At 38.9% G+C, this 15,522-nt stretch carries 14 protein-coding genes and 1 pseudogene; 11 read left to right on the forward strand and 4 right to left on the reverse strand.

Annotation, left to right across the window (positions count from 1 at the left end):
• Positions 1–85: 85 nt before the first annotated feature.
• Positions 86–1,693, reverse strand: coding sequence for a glycosyltransferase family 39 protein (locus DSM106972_RS17410; protein WP_127081867.1), 1,608 nt, complete (start codon positions 1,691–1,693; stop codon positions 86–88).
• Positions 1,694–1,801: 108 nt separating this feature from the next.
• On the opposite strand from DSM106972_RS17410, the gene DSM106972_RS17415 reads away from it, so the two are divergent.
• The 7 genes from DSM106972_RS17415 (at position 1,802) to DSM106972_RS17445 (ending at position 6,432) form a co-directional block, all read left to right on the forward strand.
• On the forward strand, positions 1,802–2,269 hold the full coding sequence (locus DSM106972_RS17415; RefSeq protein WP_127081868.1) for a Uma2 family endonuclease: 468 nt from the start codon (positions 1,802–1,804) through the stop codon (positions 2,267–2,269).
• Entirely contained in the window at positions 2,223–2,771 is a 549-nt protein-coding gene (locus DSM106972_RS55370) for a protein kinase domain-containing protein (RefSeq protein ID WP_325052194.1), read from the forward strand. The genes DSM106972_RS17415 and DSM106972_RS55370 overlap by 47 nt, the downstream gene beginning before the upstream one ends.
• Positions 2,772–2,780: 9 nt before the next feature.
• Entirely contained in the window at positions 2,781–3,056 is a 276-nt protein-coding gene (locus DSM106972_RS55800; protein ID WP_127081930.1) for a GUN4 domain-containing protein, read from the forward strand.
• Between the two features lie 36 nt (positions 3,057–3,092).
• Complete coding sequence (locus DSM106972_RS17430) at positions 3,093–4,166, forward strand: phosphate ABC transporter substrate-binding protein (protein WP_233787069.1); 1,074 nt, start codon at positions 3,093–3,095, stop codon at positions 4,164–4,166.
• 106 nt (positions 4,167–4,272) lie between these two features.
• The gene (locus tag DSM106972_RS17435; RefSeq protein WP_127081870.1) at positions 4,273–4,908 is read left to right on the forward strand and encodes a lysophospholipid acyltransferase family protein; all 636 of its coding nucleotides are present in this window, start codon (positions 4,273–4,275) and stop codon (positions 4,906–4,908) included.
• A 109-nt stretch (positions 4,909–5,017) separates the two neighbouring features.
• Positions 5,018–6,058 carry an AI-2E family transporter gene (locus tag DSM106972_RS17440; protein ID WP_127081871.1) on the forward strand — a complete coding sequence of 347 codons (1,041 nt, stop codon included), beginning with the start codon at positions 5,018–5,020 and terminating at the stop codon, positions 6,056–6,058.
• A gap of 86 nt (positions 6,059–6,144) precedes the next feature.
• Positions 6,145–6,432, forward strand: a complete 288-nt coding sequence (locus tag DSM106972_RS17445) for a DUF2288 domain-containing protein (protein WP_127081872.1) — start codon at positions 6,145–6,147, stop codon at positions 6,430–6,432.
• A 21-nt stretch (positions 6,433–6,453) separates the two neighbouring features.
• Here the strand turns inward: DSM106972_RS17445 and DSM106972_RS17450 are convergent, their stop codons facing one another.
• Positions 6,454–6,963: a YdcF family protein gene (locus DSM106972_RS17450; protein WP_127081932.1), complete on the reverse strand. Its 510-nt coding sequence runs from the start codon at positions 6,961–6,963 to the stop codon at positions 6,454–6,456.
• A 619-nt stretch (positions 6,964–7,582) separates the two neighbouring features.
• Positions 7,583–8,692, reverse strand: coding sequence for a tocopherol cyclase family protein (locus DSM106972_RS17455; RefSeq protein WP_127081873.1), 1,110 nt, complete (start codon positions 8,690–8,692; stop codon positions 7,583–7,585).
• A gap of 138 nt (positions 8,693–8,830) precedes the next feature.
• On the opposite strand from DSM106972_RS17455, the gene DSM106972_RS17460 reads away from it, so the two are divergent.
• Together DSM106972_RS17460 and DSM106972_RS17465 are read left to right on the forward strand one after the other, a co-directional pair.
• Positions 8,831–11,305 (forward strand): WD40 repeat domain-containing protein, encoded by a 2,475-nt coding sequence (locus DSM106972_RS17460; protein ID WP_158632837.1) that lies wholly within the window; start codon positions 8,831–8,833, stop codon positions 11,303–11,305.
• A gap of 114 nt (positions 11,306–11,419) precedes the next feature.
• Positions 11,420–12,022: a J domain-containing protein gene (locus DSM106972_RS17465; protein ID WP_127081875.1), complete on the forward strand. Its 603-nt coding sequence runs from the start codon at positions 11,420–11,422 to the stop codon at positions 12,020–12,022.
• A 520-nt stretch (positions 12,023–12,542) separates the two neighbouring features.
• Here the strand turns inward: DSM106972_RS17465 and DSM106972_RS17470 are convergent.
• The gene (locus tag DSM106972_RS17470; protein ID WP_158632838.1) at positions 12,543–13,259 is read right to left on the reverse strand and encodes a PEP-CTERM sorting domain-containing protein; all 717 of its coding nucleotides are present in this window, start codon (positions 13,257–13,259) and stop codon (positions 12,543–12,545) included.
• 300 nt (positions 13,260–13,559) lie between these two features.
• Here DSM106972_RS17470 and DSM106972_RS17475 point away from each other — a divergent pair, with 300 nt between their 5' ends.
• Together DSM106972_RS17475 and DSM106972_RS17480 are read left to right on the forward strand one after the other, a co-directional pair.
• Entirely contained in the window at positions 13,560–14,819 is a 1,260-nt protein-coding gene (locus tag DSM106972_RS17475; RefSeq protein ID WP_127081877.1) for an FAD-dependent hydroxylase, read from the forward strand.
• A gap of 66 nt (positions 14,820–14,885) precedes the next feature.
• Positions 14,886–15,386: pseudogene (locus DSM106972_RS17480) on the forward strand (sensor histidine kinase); the annotation flags it as partial.
• Between the last annotated feature and the right edge of the window lie 136 nt (positions 15,387–15,522).

Raw genomic sequence — 15,522 nt, forward strand, 5'->3', positions numbered from 1 at the left:
AACCCCCCTTAATAAGGGGGGGACAAGAAAGTAAACAAACAATTCTTAGCCCTATATGTAAACAAACAATTCTTAGCCCCCCTTATTAAGGGGGGTTGGGGGGATCAAAATTAGTTCCTAATTTATACAGCGAATAAAACCTATCCGAATAAACACGATTCATTCTCGACTTATATACCGTTTCTATATCACGTTGCAACTGACTAGATGGATTTAACACATAGACATTTGAGGATAAATTTGCTACCCTCGGCGCCGAATTTTCTCTAACTAATAATAATCTTACTTCTGAATCCAGCAAATAACTCAAAGAAAAAACGTTACCATAATTAATTCCAGCATCATCGCTAATTAAAACCGAGCGTGATTGATTAATAATTCGAGCAACTTCAGGGTTCCCATAACTAACAACTTTATTCCACCAAGTATCAGCTTGAGAATTAACGGCAATTGAAATAATGCCAAGCGTTAGTATTGCTACCGTCACTCTACACCAAATTTGGCGCCGTGAAAAAATACCGTCATTAACTTGATAGCACAAAAAGTAAGCAACAGCAATAATTATTCCCAAATATGAAGGTATCAAATATCGCTCAGAAACTGACCGCATTCCACCCAAAATCAAATCAGGTATTACTAACGGTAACGCTGGAATAAAAATTAGAGTTACAACAAACAACCATACTTTTATATTTGTTCTGACATATAAAAAGTAGACCGCATAGCTAACAAAACCCAAAACGAACAGCGCAGCTAAGTATTGAAAAATATTATCTAAATTCCAATTAAAGTCAAAAAAAATGCGCGTAATTTGCAATAACCAAGATTGAAATAAATTTGCTACAGGAATTGGCGCCTGTGTCCATTCAGTAGTAATATTAAATCTATACAAATTAGTCACTACAATAATCAACCAAGGACTAGCAAACAAAAAACTAACCAACATAGCTGTACAAAAAGCTTCTACAGTCTTTGTCCATTTAAATTTAGCTGTAGTAATTACATAAACAGCATGAGCAATTGCGACAAACCCACTCAGTAAAAATGTGTACATGCTTAATGCCAAACTCAGTGCGTATATACCCCAATTAAAAACAGGATATTTTATATCTTGCGATTCTTCAACTTTTATCGCCCGTAATAAACAACCACTCGATAATAAAATAGTTACAGCCCAAAGAATATATTCACGCGCTTCACTAGAATAAACAAATAACACTGGCGAACATAAAGTTAATGCTACAGCAAAATAAGGCGCCCCTAATGGAACTCTAAACAATAAATAACACAACCAATACATAGAAGGAATTAACAATAAACTAATAACAGCAGATAAACATCTAATAGCTGTCACCGAGTTACCAAAAATAGCCACCCAAAGCCGCGCCAATATATAATAAAGCGGTGGATGCTGAGGGTCTTCAATCGCCAAAGAGTTAATAGTATCAATCAAACCTCTATCATCATTAACACCTTGAAATTTAGCTAAACTATCACTCGTAATTACACGACCATTAAACACTTCCCGCTTGACTTCACTTGCTGTATATCCCGATACTCGCAGCATTGTAAAAGTTTCATCATGCCAAAAAACTTTACCGTCTAGGTTAACGAAGCGAAAACACACTCCTAGCAGTAAAACCACAACAATAAAATACCGTAACCAATTAGGAGCAATTCGGAGATGCTTCATAAACCTTTATATAGCAATCGCAGTTCACATATGAATTTAGCAAAGTTCACATGGTTCTCGAAGCTTGCTACAATAAATTAGCATATCCCTTGCTTGTTACCAGCCGTTATGACTCGTGAAATAGTATTACCATCTTGGTGCAGTGATGCGGATTTAATGGAAATGAGCGCACAAAATCCAGAGATGCGCTTTGAACGTAATGCTGACGGAACTCTAGAAACTATGTCTCCTACAGGTGGATTTTCTGGCAACAGAGAATTAAAAGCTGGTGCATCATTATTAAATTGGGTGGAAAGTCAAGGACTGGGTGAGGTATTTGGACTTAGTACTGGTTTTAGACTCAAAAACAAAGCAATACGCTCTCCTGATGCTGCGTTTGTCTCTGCGGAACGTTTACCCCAAGACTGGGAAACTAGAGAAGACCAATTTCTTGATTTGGCGCCAGATTTTATCATTGAAATCCGTTCTAGCACCGACAGTCTGGAAAAACTTAAGCGAAAAATGCAAGGTTTTACAGTCGTCAAGTTTTATTCAACAAGCAACCGCTCTTGGTACTTTACATTATGCGGCGCCTGAGCAATTTAGAGGGTCTGTTTTTCAAAATAGTGATTTATATAGCTTGGGTGTTACCTGTATTAGCTTAATTACGGGTGTATTCTCTGTTGAAAAACTTTATGATGGCGCCAGTTCCAGTTGGTGTTGGCGTAACTTTGTACCTGTTACTAATACTATCAGCGATGAATTAGGACAAATTTTAGATAAATTACTACAATTTCAGCCAATACATCGGTATTCGTCAGCACAAGAAGTTCTGCAAGCACTTTCGTTGTTACCACCTATTAGTACACAGATACCGCCAACGCTACATCTAGACACATTGATTCCAGTTACAGTTCTAAGTAGTGCGAGTCAAACTTCTAAAATAGAAATATATTATATTAAACTTGAACTTTTACTTAAATCTCAGAAATGGAAAGAAGCTGACTTAGAAACTTGGAAATTACTATGCATGGCATTAAATAAACCTTTAGAAGTTAAGATAACAAGTAGCGAAATTAACTTGATTAACTGCGAATAATTACATAAAATAGACCAGCTTTGGGTAAAAGCAAGTAATGGTAAATTTGGCTTTAGCATTCAAAATCAAATATTAGAGAGTGTCGGAAAAGACTACGTACTATTTTGTCAACATGTACAATGGCAAAGCTACAACTCAACGTTGTTCCACCAAAGTCTCAAATTCAGCAACGAAGCTCCACCCGGACACTTCCCTTCGCGAATTTGGGCTTTCTGTGATAAATATTGGCGTTACCTGGACATAATTGCTTTAAAGTTAGCACAGTGCAGCGTCACTAGCATTTAGTAAGTTTTACTCAACAATTCTATTTAATATAATCATATGAATAAGGCTAAAACTTCATTAAAAGATACACAAGAAGCATTAGAAACCGCTAAATATTCTTACGAAGAAAACCTCCGCAAGTTACAAAGCATTGAGCAACAAGCACATGCAGCTCAAGCATCCGGAGATGATGCAAGTGCAAAAAAACTGATGATGCAGGCAATTGAAGTTGAGGAACATCTCTCAGTATTGGATGCTGATATCAAATATTTAGAGAGTCTTCTGAACGAGAAACCAAAGCCAAAGAATTTCAATATTATCTTACTATCGTTAATTCCACTCGCCCTAATATTATTTGCTGGCTATAGCTATTGGCATTTTACACAAAAGGCGCCGACCACCAATATAACTTGTTTACCATCTGGTACAAAGGTGCGAATCAATGGTTCCACCAGCATGGTACGCATCAACAAAATGCTCAAACAACTAATAGAGTCAAAGTGTCCTGGTTCGGTCATCGAAACTGCATCGAATGGTTCAGATGTGGGAATTCAACAAGTTACCGCAGGTCAAGTAGATATTGCTGCTGTTTCACGACCGTTAAACGCACAAGAACAAGCAAATGGGCTAGTTCCTAATTTTGTCAAGCGTGATGCAATCGCGGTTGTAGTTGGTAAACAAAATCCATTCCAGCAAGGATTAACAACTGCCCAAGTCGCGGACATCTTTAAAGGTAATATTACCAATTGGTCGGCAGTTGGTGGTAATAATAGCACCATCCAAGTTATAAACCGACCATCTGTTAGTGGTACACATCACGCATTCGGTGAACTAGTTCTCAATAATGCCGAATTTGGTACGACACCTAATATAACTACATATCCAACCGACGAAACAACTCGCATCCTCAGAAAACTCCAAACAGATGGTATTAGCTATGGTAGCTATAGTCAAGTAAATCAACAGAGTGTACGAGTAGTCCCCATCAATGGTTTAATGCCAGACTCTGAAAAATATCCACTGCGGCGCCAGCTATTCTATATATATAAAGACCCGATGAGTCCTACTGTAAAAACCTTCATGGATTTTCTCAATTCACCCGAAGTCAAAAAAATCATCGACGAAAACTAGAAACCCGGTTTCTTTATCGATATCTTTTAATGAAAATAATGATTTTGCGCGAGAAACCGGGTTTCTTTGATATGCTGAAATGCAGTTTGAGTTAAAGTAAGCCACTGTGAGCAGAATCCGCGAACCAATTGCTAGCCTCCTTCTTTATCATGCCTTCAAATGGTCGGTTGTGGCGCCTATGCTTCACGTATACTTCCGGGGAATAATTCATGGCATTGAAAATGTGCCACAAGAAGGTCCCCTGGTAGTAGTTAGCAACCACGCAAGCAATTATGACCCTCCAATTGTGTCGAATTGTGTTCGCCGTCCTGTAGCATATATGGCAAAGAAAGAATTATTTGACATCCCTTTTTTAAGCAAGGCCATTCAGCTATACGGCGCCTATCCCGTCAGTCGTGGCAGCGCTGACACCAAAGCCATTCGTGCTGCGTTGGAATACCTAGAAAACGGTTGGGCTGTTGGCGTATTTTTACAAGGCACACGTACCGAAACTGGTAAAATAACTGACCCCAAACGCGGCGCCGCACTACTCGCAGCCAAAGGTAATGCTCCCATATTACCTGTATCCTTATGGGGTACACAAGAAATTGAGCAAAAAGGCGCCATCCCTCGTCCAGCAGGTGTAACAGTACGAATAGGTCAATTAATAGAGGCGCCGACCTCTGGTAGTAAAGAAGAACTAGAAGAAATCACAAAAAAATGCGCCGACGCAATTAATGCGCTACACGACTTAGGTCGGTAACACTTCTTACTCCTAGGGATGAACTTAAATACGCTCAAAGGAAGTACTCACGCACCCTTTAATTCTGCTAAGTTAGCTTCAAATAAAAAAAAAGCGATAAATACTTGGTATGACAGGGTTAGAAGCTAAAAATATATGGTCGCGACTTAGCAGTTCATCGTTAGTTCGTTTTCTGCTGTTTGTTGCATGTGGGTGGGCAAGTGTTCAACTACTAGCTTATTTTGAATCGATAATTGTTATTTTTGCATTTGCTGCAATTATTGCTTTTTTACTTAGCTACCCAGTCAAATGGTTAACACGTTACATACCACATAGTGTTGCAACAATATTAATTTTTTTGATTAGCATGACTATTATTGCAGGAGTAACTGTTACTGTTGGTTTGACGATTATATCGCAAGGACAGCAGTTAATTGACAGCGTTACTCGGTTTTTAGATTCATTAGTACCCCTATCAAATCAGGTAGAAGAGTTTTTCCGTAGTCGTAATATCCAAATTGATTTGTCTGTTTTTGAAGCGCAGTTCCGAAATCAAGCATTATCTTGGTTAGCCACAAGTTTAACTATATTTCAAGGCTTTATCACAAATTTTGTTACATTTATTTTTATTGCCGTTGTTGCTTTTTTCATGCTACTTGATGGCGGTAAATTATGGGAACTGATAATGAAAGCTGCACCCAAGCAACGAAGAACACATATCACAAAAATAGTTAGAAAAAACTTTTTAGGTTTTTTTCGTGGTCAGTTAATACTCACTTTGTTTTTAACTCTAAGTACGTTTATAGTATTTACTGTGCTTCAAGTTCCATTTGCTTTAATACTATCTGTAATGGTTGGCGTTATAGATATAATTCCAGGGATAGGAGCAACTTTAGCGGTTGCTTTGGTAACTTTAATCGTGCTATCTCAAAGTGTTTGGTTAGCATTAAAGGTGTTGGTTGCTTGTATTGTTCTACAACAAATTCAAGATAATTTTATCTCTCCAAGGGTGATGCAAGGAGCATTAAATTTAAATCCTGTTGTCGTATTTTTTGCCTTATTAGTAGGTGCTAGAGTCGCAGGTTTATTAGGAATTTTTATCTCTATTCCCATTGCTGGTGTCATTGTATCTCTATTTGAAATTGATGAAATGAAAGCAGAAGTTGAATAAATGTAGAGACGTGATAATATTCCGTCTGCCATATATCGTGAAAATAAGGTAAAATAAAAAACTAGTAAAGAATTATAAACACTAGGATGTCAAATATTAGAATAGAGTTAATCGAAAACCTGGATGAAGCAGAATGGGATTGGCTAGTTCCTCATGCACAACGAGATGCAATTATTTTGGTGTCATCACATCTTGACCTTCTCGATGTTGGGGTTGCCATTGCATCTGATAGTACCAACGAAGTCCAGATTTGGATAGACGAAGCTTTAATTACTAAACCCTCACCTCAACAACTCGGCGCCTGGAATACTGACCGCACTAAACGGTTTGATACTTTAATTGTACAACCTTATGTGCTAGTTAAAGAGAAATAAATTAATATCATTGTATTAATATTATTGCTTTAACTGTTCTCCTTTCGCTCCTGTGTAACCTGTGGTTAACCATAATATAGAGCGAACTCCATCGCGGACACTTTTTTGTATTGGTTCTGGGGGAACGTCAGAAGGTATGGACACTGCTTTAAAGTCAATTCCTCTACTACCCAATACAATTTCGCCGACAACCGACGCGCGTCGCATATGGTAATCTGAAGTTACCAAATATACTTTTCTAATCTTGCGTGCTTCGAGTTCATCGACAAGTGTAGTAAAGTTTGTTACAGTATCTACAGCATCGTAATCTAAGTGTAGGCGCCTTAAATCTACTCCTTGCTTTGAAAATACTTTCTTTGTTGGCGCCTTTGGACTGCCACCAGATATCCAAATTGGTATACTAGGATGCTTTTTGGCAAACTGAGCAGTAAATTTTTCTCGTTCTAGGCTTTTAGTAGAGCCACCTAGAACTAAAATTGCCTCTGGTTGTATAAAAGTATTTTGCACTTCCCTGTAACCCAACAGCAACATTAGCGGTAGGGCAAGAATTGTAAACCGAGGAACACCTTTAAACACTAGCTTATTCAAGGTTCTATAACGTCTTGTTGTTTCTGCTGATGTCACAATTTTTTTTCAATAATATTAATACGTAGGTTGGGTTACGGCTTTGCATAACCCAAGAAAACCAAAATATATTATGCAGTTAGAGCAATTTAATATAAAAAATATAATCCTATAACCCGATGCACTCTGAATTGTATCCGCAACACGCGAAAATGCAAAGATTTGTATAATACTTTATTTTGTTTTATTTATTAAGCAGGACTGGCCAGCCTCGAACTGGCGACCTAGCGCTTCAGATTTGTGTGAGTTTCCCCACTCTCCGGACTATATCTTCACCATAGGTATTTAATAAAAACCTTTAGGTGGTGGCTGTTTAGTCTCTAGACCTTCCTATGTATACACAGATGAATCTGTGTATTACGAACAGGCTTGGCTTGGTATTACCATGAAGTACTACATCGCACTTTTTAGGCTTCACCGAGTTTAACCACATTCACGCACAAAGTTTCCTTTGTGGTGCCCGATTATTCAGGAGGCGCTCGCTCTATCCATCTGAGCTACAGCCCCAAAAGAGTTGTTACACAGATTATAGCAGCTCAGGATGGCATTGCCATGCATTATCCCAAGGACTACCGCCTACTTCTAATCCACACAGGTTACTAGTCGCTTTCAGGATAATTTTTCCTTCGCTACTACCTAATTCTCGAAGTTCTAAAGATAACATTCCCTGCATTGTGTCACTACAGCAAAAAACCAAACCGTTATCTGTAGGCGCCCGTAAGCGAGTTCCTGGTAAGTCGGTTGTACCAATCAATTCAACTTCATACTCAGAGTTGCGTGCGCGTATTACCCAGCGTCCCCAAGGTGAAATATCCCATGTAACTTTTGAGTTCCAAGGCACAAACTCGTAAAATTTACCTTTGTAATGAATGCCAACCATTGCGACTGACTCCATCCACCATAAAACACCACGTCTTCCACCACCAGCAGTTAACGCCAAGTCTGGTTCATTATCAAAACAATTACAGTTTACCCAAAACCATCGTTTCGGGAAGGCGCCACCCCAATTTTTTTCACCGTAAGCGGGAGCATTAGTAAATTCGTAGCGTTGACCATTCCAGTCTATCCAACCAGTGGCAAGTCCATGTGCCATTAAAATTTGCCATCCTGGCTCAAATATTTGTAGCGATGATAAAAAACCAGCAGTTGACTGTTGAGGTTGTCCTGCACTTCCCCATCCATATATAGGTTCAATTTCGTATTGCCAGCGAGAATAATTACCAGTTGCAGGGTCTTGAATTATGCCCTGATTTAAAGTCGCTGTAGCTTGATAACCAGATTGAACGTGATGCTCAAACTCACTTGGAACTAAATAAAGCGGTTGCGTAGATAAATTACTTTTACCCCAGTGTCCCAAAGCTAACACGTCTCGACTCGCCCAAAATTTACTCGTGTCAGGAAAAGTTCGCCATAAGTACTCATCATTCGGACCCAAAATCTGCGCGGCGCCTCCACTGTGGGGTTTTGCACCAACCGGGTCTTCGATGGAATACATGAACGCAAAAGTTTGTCGAACTTCGGGAATAGTAACGCGATAATACCAACCCTCAAAAAAGCGACGGTCACTCCCACTATGATGATAACCACTGTGGGGTGTTTGGATTGACAGAAGCGAATTTCTTCTTGTAGATAACATGGACTTGTTTGGCTGACGAAGGAAAAAAACCCTTGAAATACTTAAATGGGTTATTTACTCCAGAGTAACTGACAACAAACTCTGAACGCTCCCTACCTTGGGATGTTTTTTTACCAGCAACAGACTTGCTATGCCATCATGACTAAACGCAACACTATTGATTTTCTCGAATATCTGTTGTTGGGACTCTGTATATGGGGTGCGTTCGCAGCGTTCATCAGTCAAGAGTATTCTTACGCCATTTTCCCCTTGACCCTCGCTATTGCATTAAATGTAGCCAATCAACAGCGTCTGCGCTTCTTACAACGGCGCCAAGAAAACTCAATCGGACAATTAGGACAACCTAACCCCCAATTAAGCTTAACTCAACAGCAAGTTGAGCAACTGCGTAACCAAGAAAAACAAGATATAGAAGCAATCAACTTACGCTTAAAAAAAATAGAATCGTTTCGTATTGAAATTTCTCAAACTCAGCAAACCCAGCAGAACACCGTGAATGCTATCAACCTGCGCTTGGCTCAAATTGACAATATTGCCCAGCAGTTAAACGCTACGCAACGACTATTAGAGGAAATGCGCTCCTCACAGCAGCAGAATATTGATTCTATAAATCAGAGATTAACGCAACTCGATGCTTTAACCAAACAAGCAAATCCAAATGCGCTTAATCAACGTTTGACTCAAATCGATAATATTGCCCAGCAATTAAATTCCACACAGCAGTATCTTGAACAGTTACGACAAAACCAGGTACAAAACGTCAATATTATTAATCAGCGCTTAACTCAAATCGATGGTTTTACACAACAGCTAAATTCAACAAAGCAACAGGTAGAGCAGTTACATAACCAGCAAATAAACCTTCAAGAAATCAATCAGCGTTTTGCTCAGGTAGATAATGTGACACAACAAGTAGTGAATACGCAAAAACAACTAGAGGAGATGCAAAAAAGCCAACAGCAAAACGTGCAAGCGATAAATCAAAGATTAGCCCAAATCGACTCACTGACTCGACAAATCAATACAAACTCAAATAAACAAGCAGAGCAATACCAAACAAATCAGCAACTTAACATTACTGCATTAGTAAGTGGATTTAACCAACAACTAAGTGCAACACAACAGCAAATTGAAGAATTACAAAAAAACCAGCAGCAAAATACAGAAAATATTAATCAAAAATTATCAGCCCTAGATATATTTACTACAGAGTTAAGTTCTACATTAGCCAAACAAATCGAGCAACTGCAAACGAATCAACAAGTTAACGTCAATGCAATTAATCAGCGATTAGCACAAATAGATAATATCGCGCAAAACTTCAATTGGATTCGCACTTCAATTCAAGAACTACAGCAAACTCAGCAGCAAGCGAATCAAAAAACGCAAGAAGACATCTCGCAAATAAAATCTCAAATCGCGCGACTATCAGGTAGACTTGAGCCAGAAAATACAACTACTAAACCTTCCGTAGCTCAACAAGAAGCAAAAGCTAATGTAGCACCATCCCCACCTCAACCTACACCACCTCAACCTACACCACCTCAACCTACACTACCTCAACCTACACCACCTCAACCTACACCACCTCAACCTACTACTACAAACCAACCTGTAATCTCAAATCAATCTGTATCTCCCCAACAAGTTACCACCTATCAACTTCCTACAACTCTCAAACAACATTCTGACTTAATATTATCAATAGCATTTAGTCCAGATGGAACATTACTAGCTAGCGGTAGTTGTGACGAAACAATAAATATTTGGAATTTAGTTAACCAAAAATACAATACAATTTCCGGACACAAACAAACATCATCCTCTGGTGGAGTAAACTCGGTTGTATTTAGTCCCAATGGTCAAATATTAGCTAGTGGTAGCGACGATGCAACAGTTAGATTATGGAATGTGCAAACCGGAGAAGCAATTAACACATTTAACGGACATGATGACCGAGTATATTGCGTTGCATTTAGTCCAGATGGTCGTATTATTGCCAGTGGTAGTAAAGACCAAACCGTTAAACTATGGACTATAGACGGTCGAGAAATAGATGTCCTCAAAGCTCATTCCGATGATGTCTTATGTTTAGCTTTTAGCCCAAACGGTAAAATATTAGCCAGCGGCGCCGGAGGGTATGATAATACAATCAAGATTTGGCACCTTGAGCAACATAAATTCTTGACTATTGCAAAACATACCGATGATGTCAGCGCACTAGCTAGTAGCCCAGATGGTAAAACCTTAGCAAGTGGCAGTTGGGATAAAACAATTAGATTATGGAACTTAGAAAACGGTAGAGAAATAAATACCTTCACAGGTCATGAAGACCGTGTTTATACTGTAGCCTTTAGCCCCAACGGTCGAGTTTTAGCAAGCGGCAGTCGTGATAAAACAGTAAGACTTTGGCAAGTTGATACAGGAACCTTACTAAAAACCTACACAGGACACGAAGACCGGGTATTTACCGTTGCATTTAGTCCCGACGGTAAAATTCTTGCCACAGGTAGCGCAGACCGCACAATTATGCTGTTACCCGTTGGCGATATAGTCGGAAATGGCGCCGGTAGAACAAGTCAAATACCAAGACGAGGCAAAGCAAACGACTAATTGAGTGCTGAGTGCTGAGTGCTAAGTGCTGAGTGAGTCGTAGGAACACAACATCAAAACCCTTAATTCGTTACTATATATAGTAAATAGTTACATTACTGCCTGTGAACTACTATGAGCGACCGCATAGATATTAATCGTGCATATGAAGTTCTCGGATTATCACCCGGTGCATCACAGGAAGAAATAAAGCGTGCATACCGTCAACTAATAAGAATATGGCATCCCGATAGTATTGCAGACCCAGTAAAAAAGCTCGAAGCCGAAGAAAGAACCAAAATAATCAATACAGCATATAGAACATTAAAATCATATATACCAACTACACAAGAGGCGCCTAAACCCAAACGTACTACAGTAAATACTCAATCCAAAGCATCAAGCGCAGAGAGATTTTATCAATCAGGGGTTGGTAACGTACAACTGAGCAAATACGAAGATGCCTTAAATGACTTTAGTCAAGCAATTCGTCTCAACCCTCTTTATATAGAAGCATACAAATATAGAGGACTTGTTTGTTCGCAACTTGGCTTAGAACTGCGTGCGACTGCCGACTTAACAAAAGCTGCCGAACTCGAACGGCGCCTACACGGTAAACATACCAAACCGCCAGCGGCACCTGCAAATTATAAATACTCATACTACCGTAAGCCTAAACCCTTTCATCAAAGGCTATGTCAAACCCTAAAAAGCTTGTTTAGATTAAAAAGACGTTAACAAAACTTTATGTAATACCTAAGCAATCACTATCATGTATATAAAGCTAGTTGGCAAAACTTTGCAGAAAGTAAACAGCCATCACAAATGGTAAATATGTGAGATTTTCCCAGAAAGAAGTGCTAACTTAAAAACATGGCACAGAGAAATTCAAGTTTCAATCAGTCAATAGATTGATGTTAAAGCCAGTGCCACCTCGCTTTAATATCGCCGCAATCACTGTTCTATAGTCGCATCCTTCGATAAATGTGTTTTCGCCTTAAGTTCGTTTCATTGTTTTTGGAGGTTATTGAACGCACAGCCAAAAATGCCTGCCTAGCTGTAAAAAAAAAGGATGTACAGCATTATAGAAAACAAATTGCGATGTATTTGTCCACACTAGTAAAGTAATTCTCCTGCTAATTTTTAACTACTACAAATTCATTCCACATATAGTAAACCGCTGTAAGCTACTGATGAAATTCGGTCGTAGCATACAGCGGTTAACTTTGTAGAGACGCGATTAATCGCGTCTCTACATTTAATTCTTTTTACTTCTCAATACGGCGCCCACAACAAGCAGCGTACCTAAAATAGCAGACGGTTCAGGAACTTCACGGGTATTAGTACTAGATTTAGAATTTAATACAAACGCGCGTTCGACTGGTGCGCTGCTTCTCGACCAGTTCTTTAACTCTCCCAAGTAAGCACTCATACCATTAGTGCCAAAACCTTTATCTGTGGTTTCCCAGTAAATTTCATCACGGTCAAAATTACTAGAAAGGTGTAAACCCAACCAATAGGTAGTATCCGCAGCTATTTTCACTGGCTTTTCTAAATCAAACGAGTAACTATACTCGTCATAATAATTAAACAGCGAACGATTTGTAGCTTTCTTTACTACATTAGCCCCAATACCTGAAACAAAAGGTTGTGTATCAGGTTGACCATCAATATCTTCAAATAAAGAATACTTAACAGTGCCATCCCATTTAGATCCAGGCGCCTCAACAGTCCAAAACTGAATATGATCCAACCAGCTATCTTGCTCAACTGCAAAATCTTCTGCTTGTATCCATAAAGTCGCTTCTCTTCCAGCAGTCAAACTAGGCACCCCATCATTGTCAAACAACACTTTTTTTTGGTCGAATATACTTTGAGTCGCACTTGCCCTTCCAGTTTGTAACAAACCTAATGCAGCAAATAACACTCCAATACAAACAGGGAAGAACTTATGCGGAATAGTTAGCCGAGTCATTGATTTTCTCCTGAAACCAGGTAATTTTACTGGTAGACTTACCCGGCAGTAGTCGCGTGCTAGCATCCCCCTGTGGTAAACATACTTCTTTATCACTACTTAATAAATACAAGTTTTTACGTATAAATACAGAATACATAAGTTTATTTAAATAATTATCCTTTTCCCATAAACATTTCTTCTCAGTAGAGACGCGATTAATCGCGTCTCTACATTTTCCCTTGCGTCTCTACATTTCCCCTTGCCCTCAAAGGCTCTTGTGCGTCACAATAAAAATAAAAGTTGTAATTTTTCTTCACAATGGCGCAAGTACAAATCTCTCAAACTCTTGACACTCCTCAAATTACAACGAACCCTAACGGTTATGACTACGACCTAGTAATCGTTGGTGGTGGAATTGTCGGTTTAACCCTAGCAAGCTCTCTTAAAGATTCAGGGTTAAATGTTTTGTTAATCGAAGCTCGTGTAGAATCAGCAGCAGTAATGAAAGGACAAGCTTATGCAGTACATATCGGGGCTGCTTTGATTTACGAGGGAATAGGAGTTTGGAAGAAGATTTTGCCCAATATAGAGACATATCGACGGGTACGTTTATCAGATGCAGATTATTCTGGTGTAGTAGAATTTAGCACTAGTGATATAAATAAAGATGATTTGGGATATGTAGCAGAACACCAAGCACTGCTATATCCATTACAAGAATTTGTCAAAGAATGTTCTAACGTTACAGTACTTTGTCCAGCAGAAGTAGTAGAGACAAAATACCTAGCAGATGCTGCTGTTACAACTATTAAAGTCGCAGACGAAACAAAAACGATACGTAGCAAATTAGTAGTTGCGGCAGATGGTTCGCGTTCACGTATTCGTCAAGCTGCTGGAATTACAACCCGTGGGTGGAAATATTGGCAGTCATGTATTGTGGCTTTTGTCAAACCAGAAAAATCGCACAATCAAACCGCATACGAAAAATTTCAAAAAAGCGGACCCTTCGCGATATTACCATTACCAGGAAACCGTTGCCGAATAGTTTGGACGGCGCCGCATTCTGAAGCGAAAGCATTATGTGCTATGAACGACGAGGAATTTTTAGCCGAGTTACAAGCACGTTACGGCGACCACATGGGTAAACTAGAGTTGCTAGGAGAGCGTTTTGTTTTCCAAGTACAGTTAATGCAAAGCGATAAATACGTTAAAAACCGTTTAGCATTAGTTGGTGATGCAGCACACAACTGTCACCCAGTTGGAGGACAAGGTTTAAATTTAGGCATTCGTGATGTCGCAGCATTAGCGCAAGTTATCCAAGAAGCGCATTCAAAAGGTCAAGATATAGGTAATATTAAAATCTTGAAACAATACGAACGCTGGCGCCAATTAGAAAACTTAGCAATATTAGGTTTCACAGATATATTAGACAGAGTATTCTCCAATAACTTTTTACCTATAGTTATATTACGGCGCCTGGGTTTACTCGCAATGAAATATATACCCATAGTCAAAGTCCTCTCCTTAAAACTAATGATTGGCTTACTAGGAAGAACTCCCAAACTAGCCCAGCGCTAACCCCTAATTTTATTATTAATGGGCATTACATCTTGTGGAACGGGCATCCCTGCCCGTCATATATCCAACGAGGCAGATTTTAAAGAAGCAGATATTCATGAAGGTATAGATAGTACATTAATGATACTGGAATATCGTCTTAAAGCGCAAACTTATCGTCAAGAAATTCAAGTCATTAAGCAATACGAAAAATTACCATTAATTAAATGCTATGCTGGGCAATTAAATCAAGTATTTACTAATTTACTTTTCAATGCAATTGATTCTTTAGAAGAAGCTATTTCTCAAAATAAAGATATAGTTCCTACTATTACAATTTCTACTTATATGATGGAAAATATTATCTCTATATCTATTATTGATAATGGTAAGGGTATTGACGAAAGTATTCAAAGCAAGCTATTCGACCCATTCTTTACTACTAAACCTGTAGATAAGGGTACTGGTCTAGGTTTATCTATTAGCTATCAAATCATGCTAGAAAAGCATCATGGGCGCCTGTGGTGTGACTCCATACCAGGTAAAGGAAGCAAATTTGTTATAGAAATCCCTACAACTTTATCCTAATGTTAAATGTAGAGACGTGATTAATCACGTCTCTACAACAAACGTTACGAAATAACTATTTTACATGTTGGTGTTCAACCTGCAGTCGTTGTATTATTCTCGGCGCCTACTTCTGTTAACATTTGTAAACGTCTTA

Source organism: Dulcicalothrix desertica PCC 7102 (genome assembly GCF_003991905.1).
GTDB lineage: Bacteria > Cyanobacteriota > Cyanobacteriia > Cyanobacteriales > Nostocaceae > Dulcicalothrix > Dulcicalothrix desertica.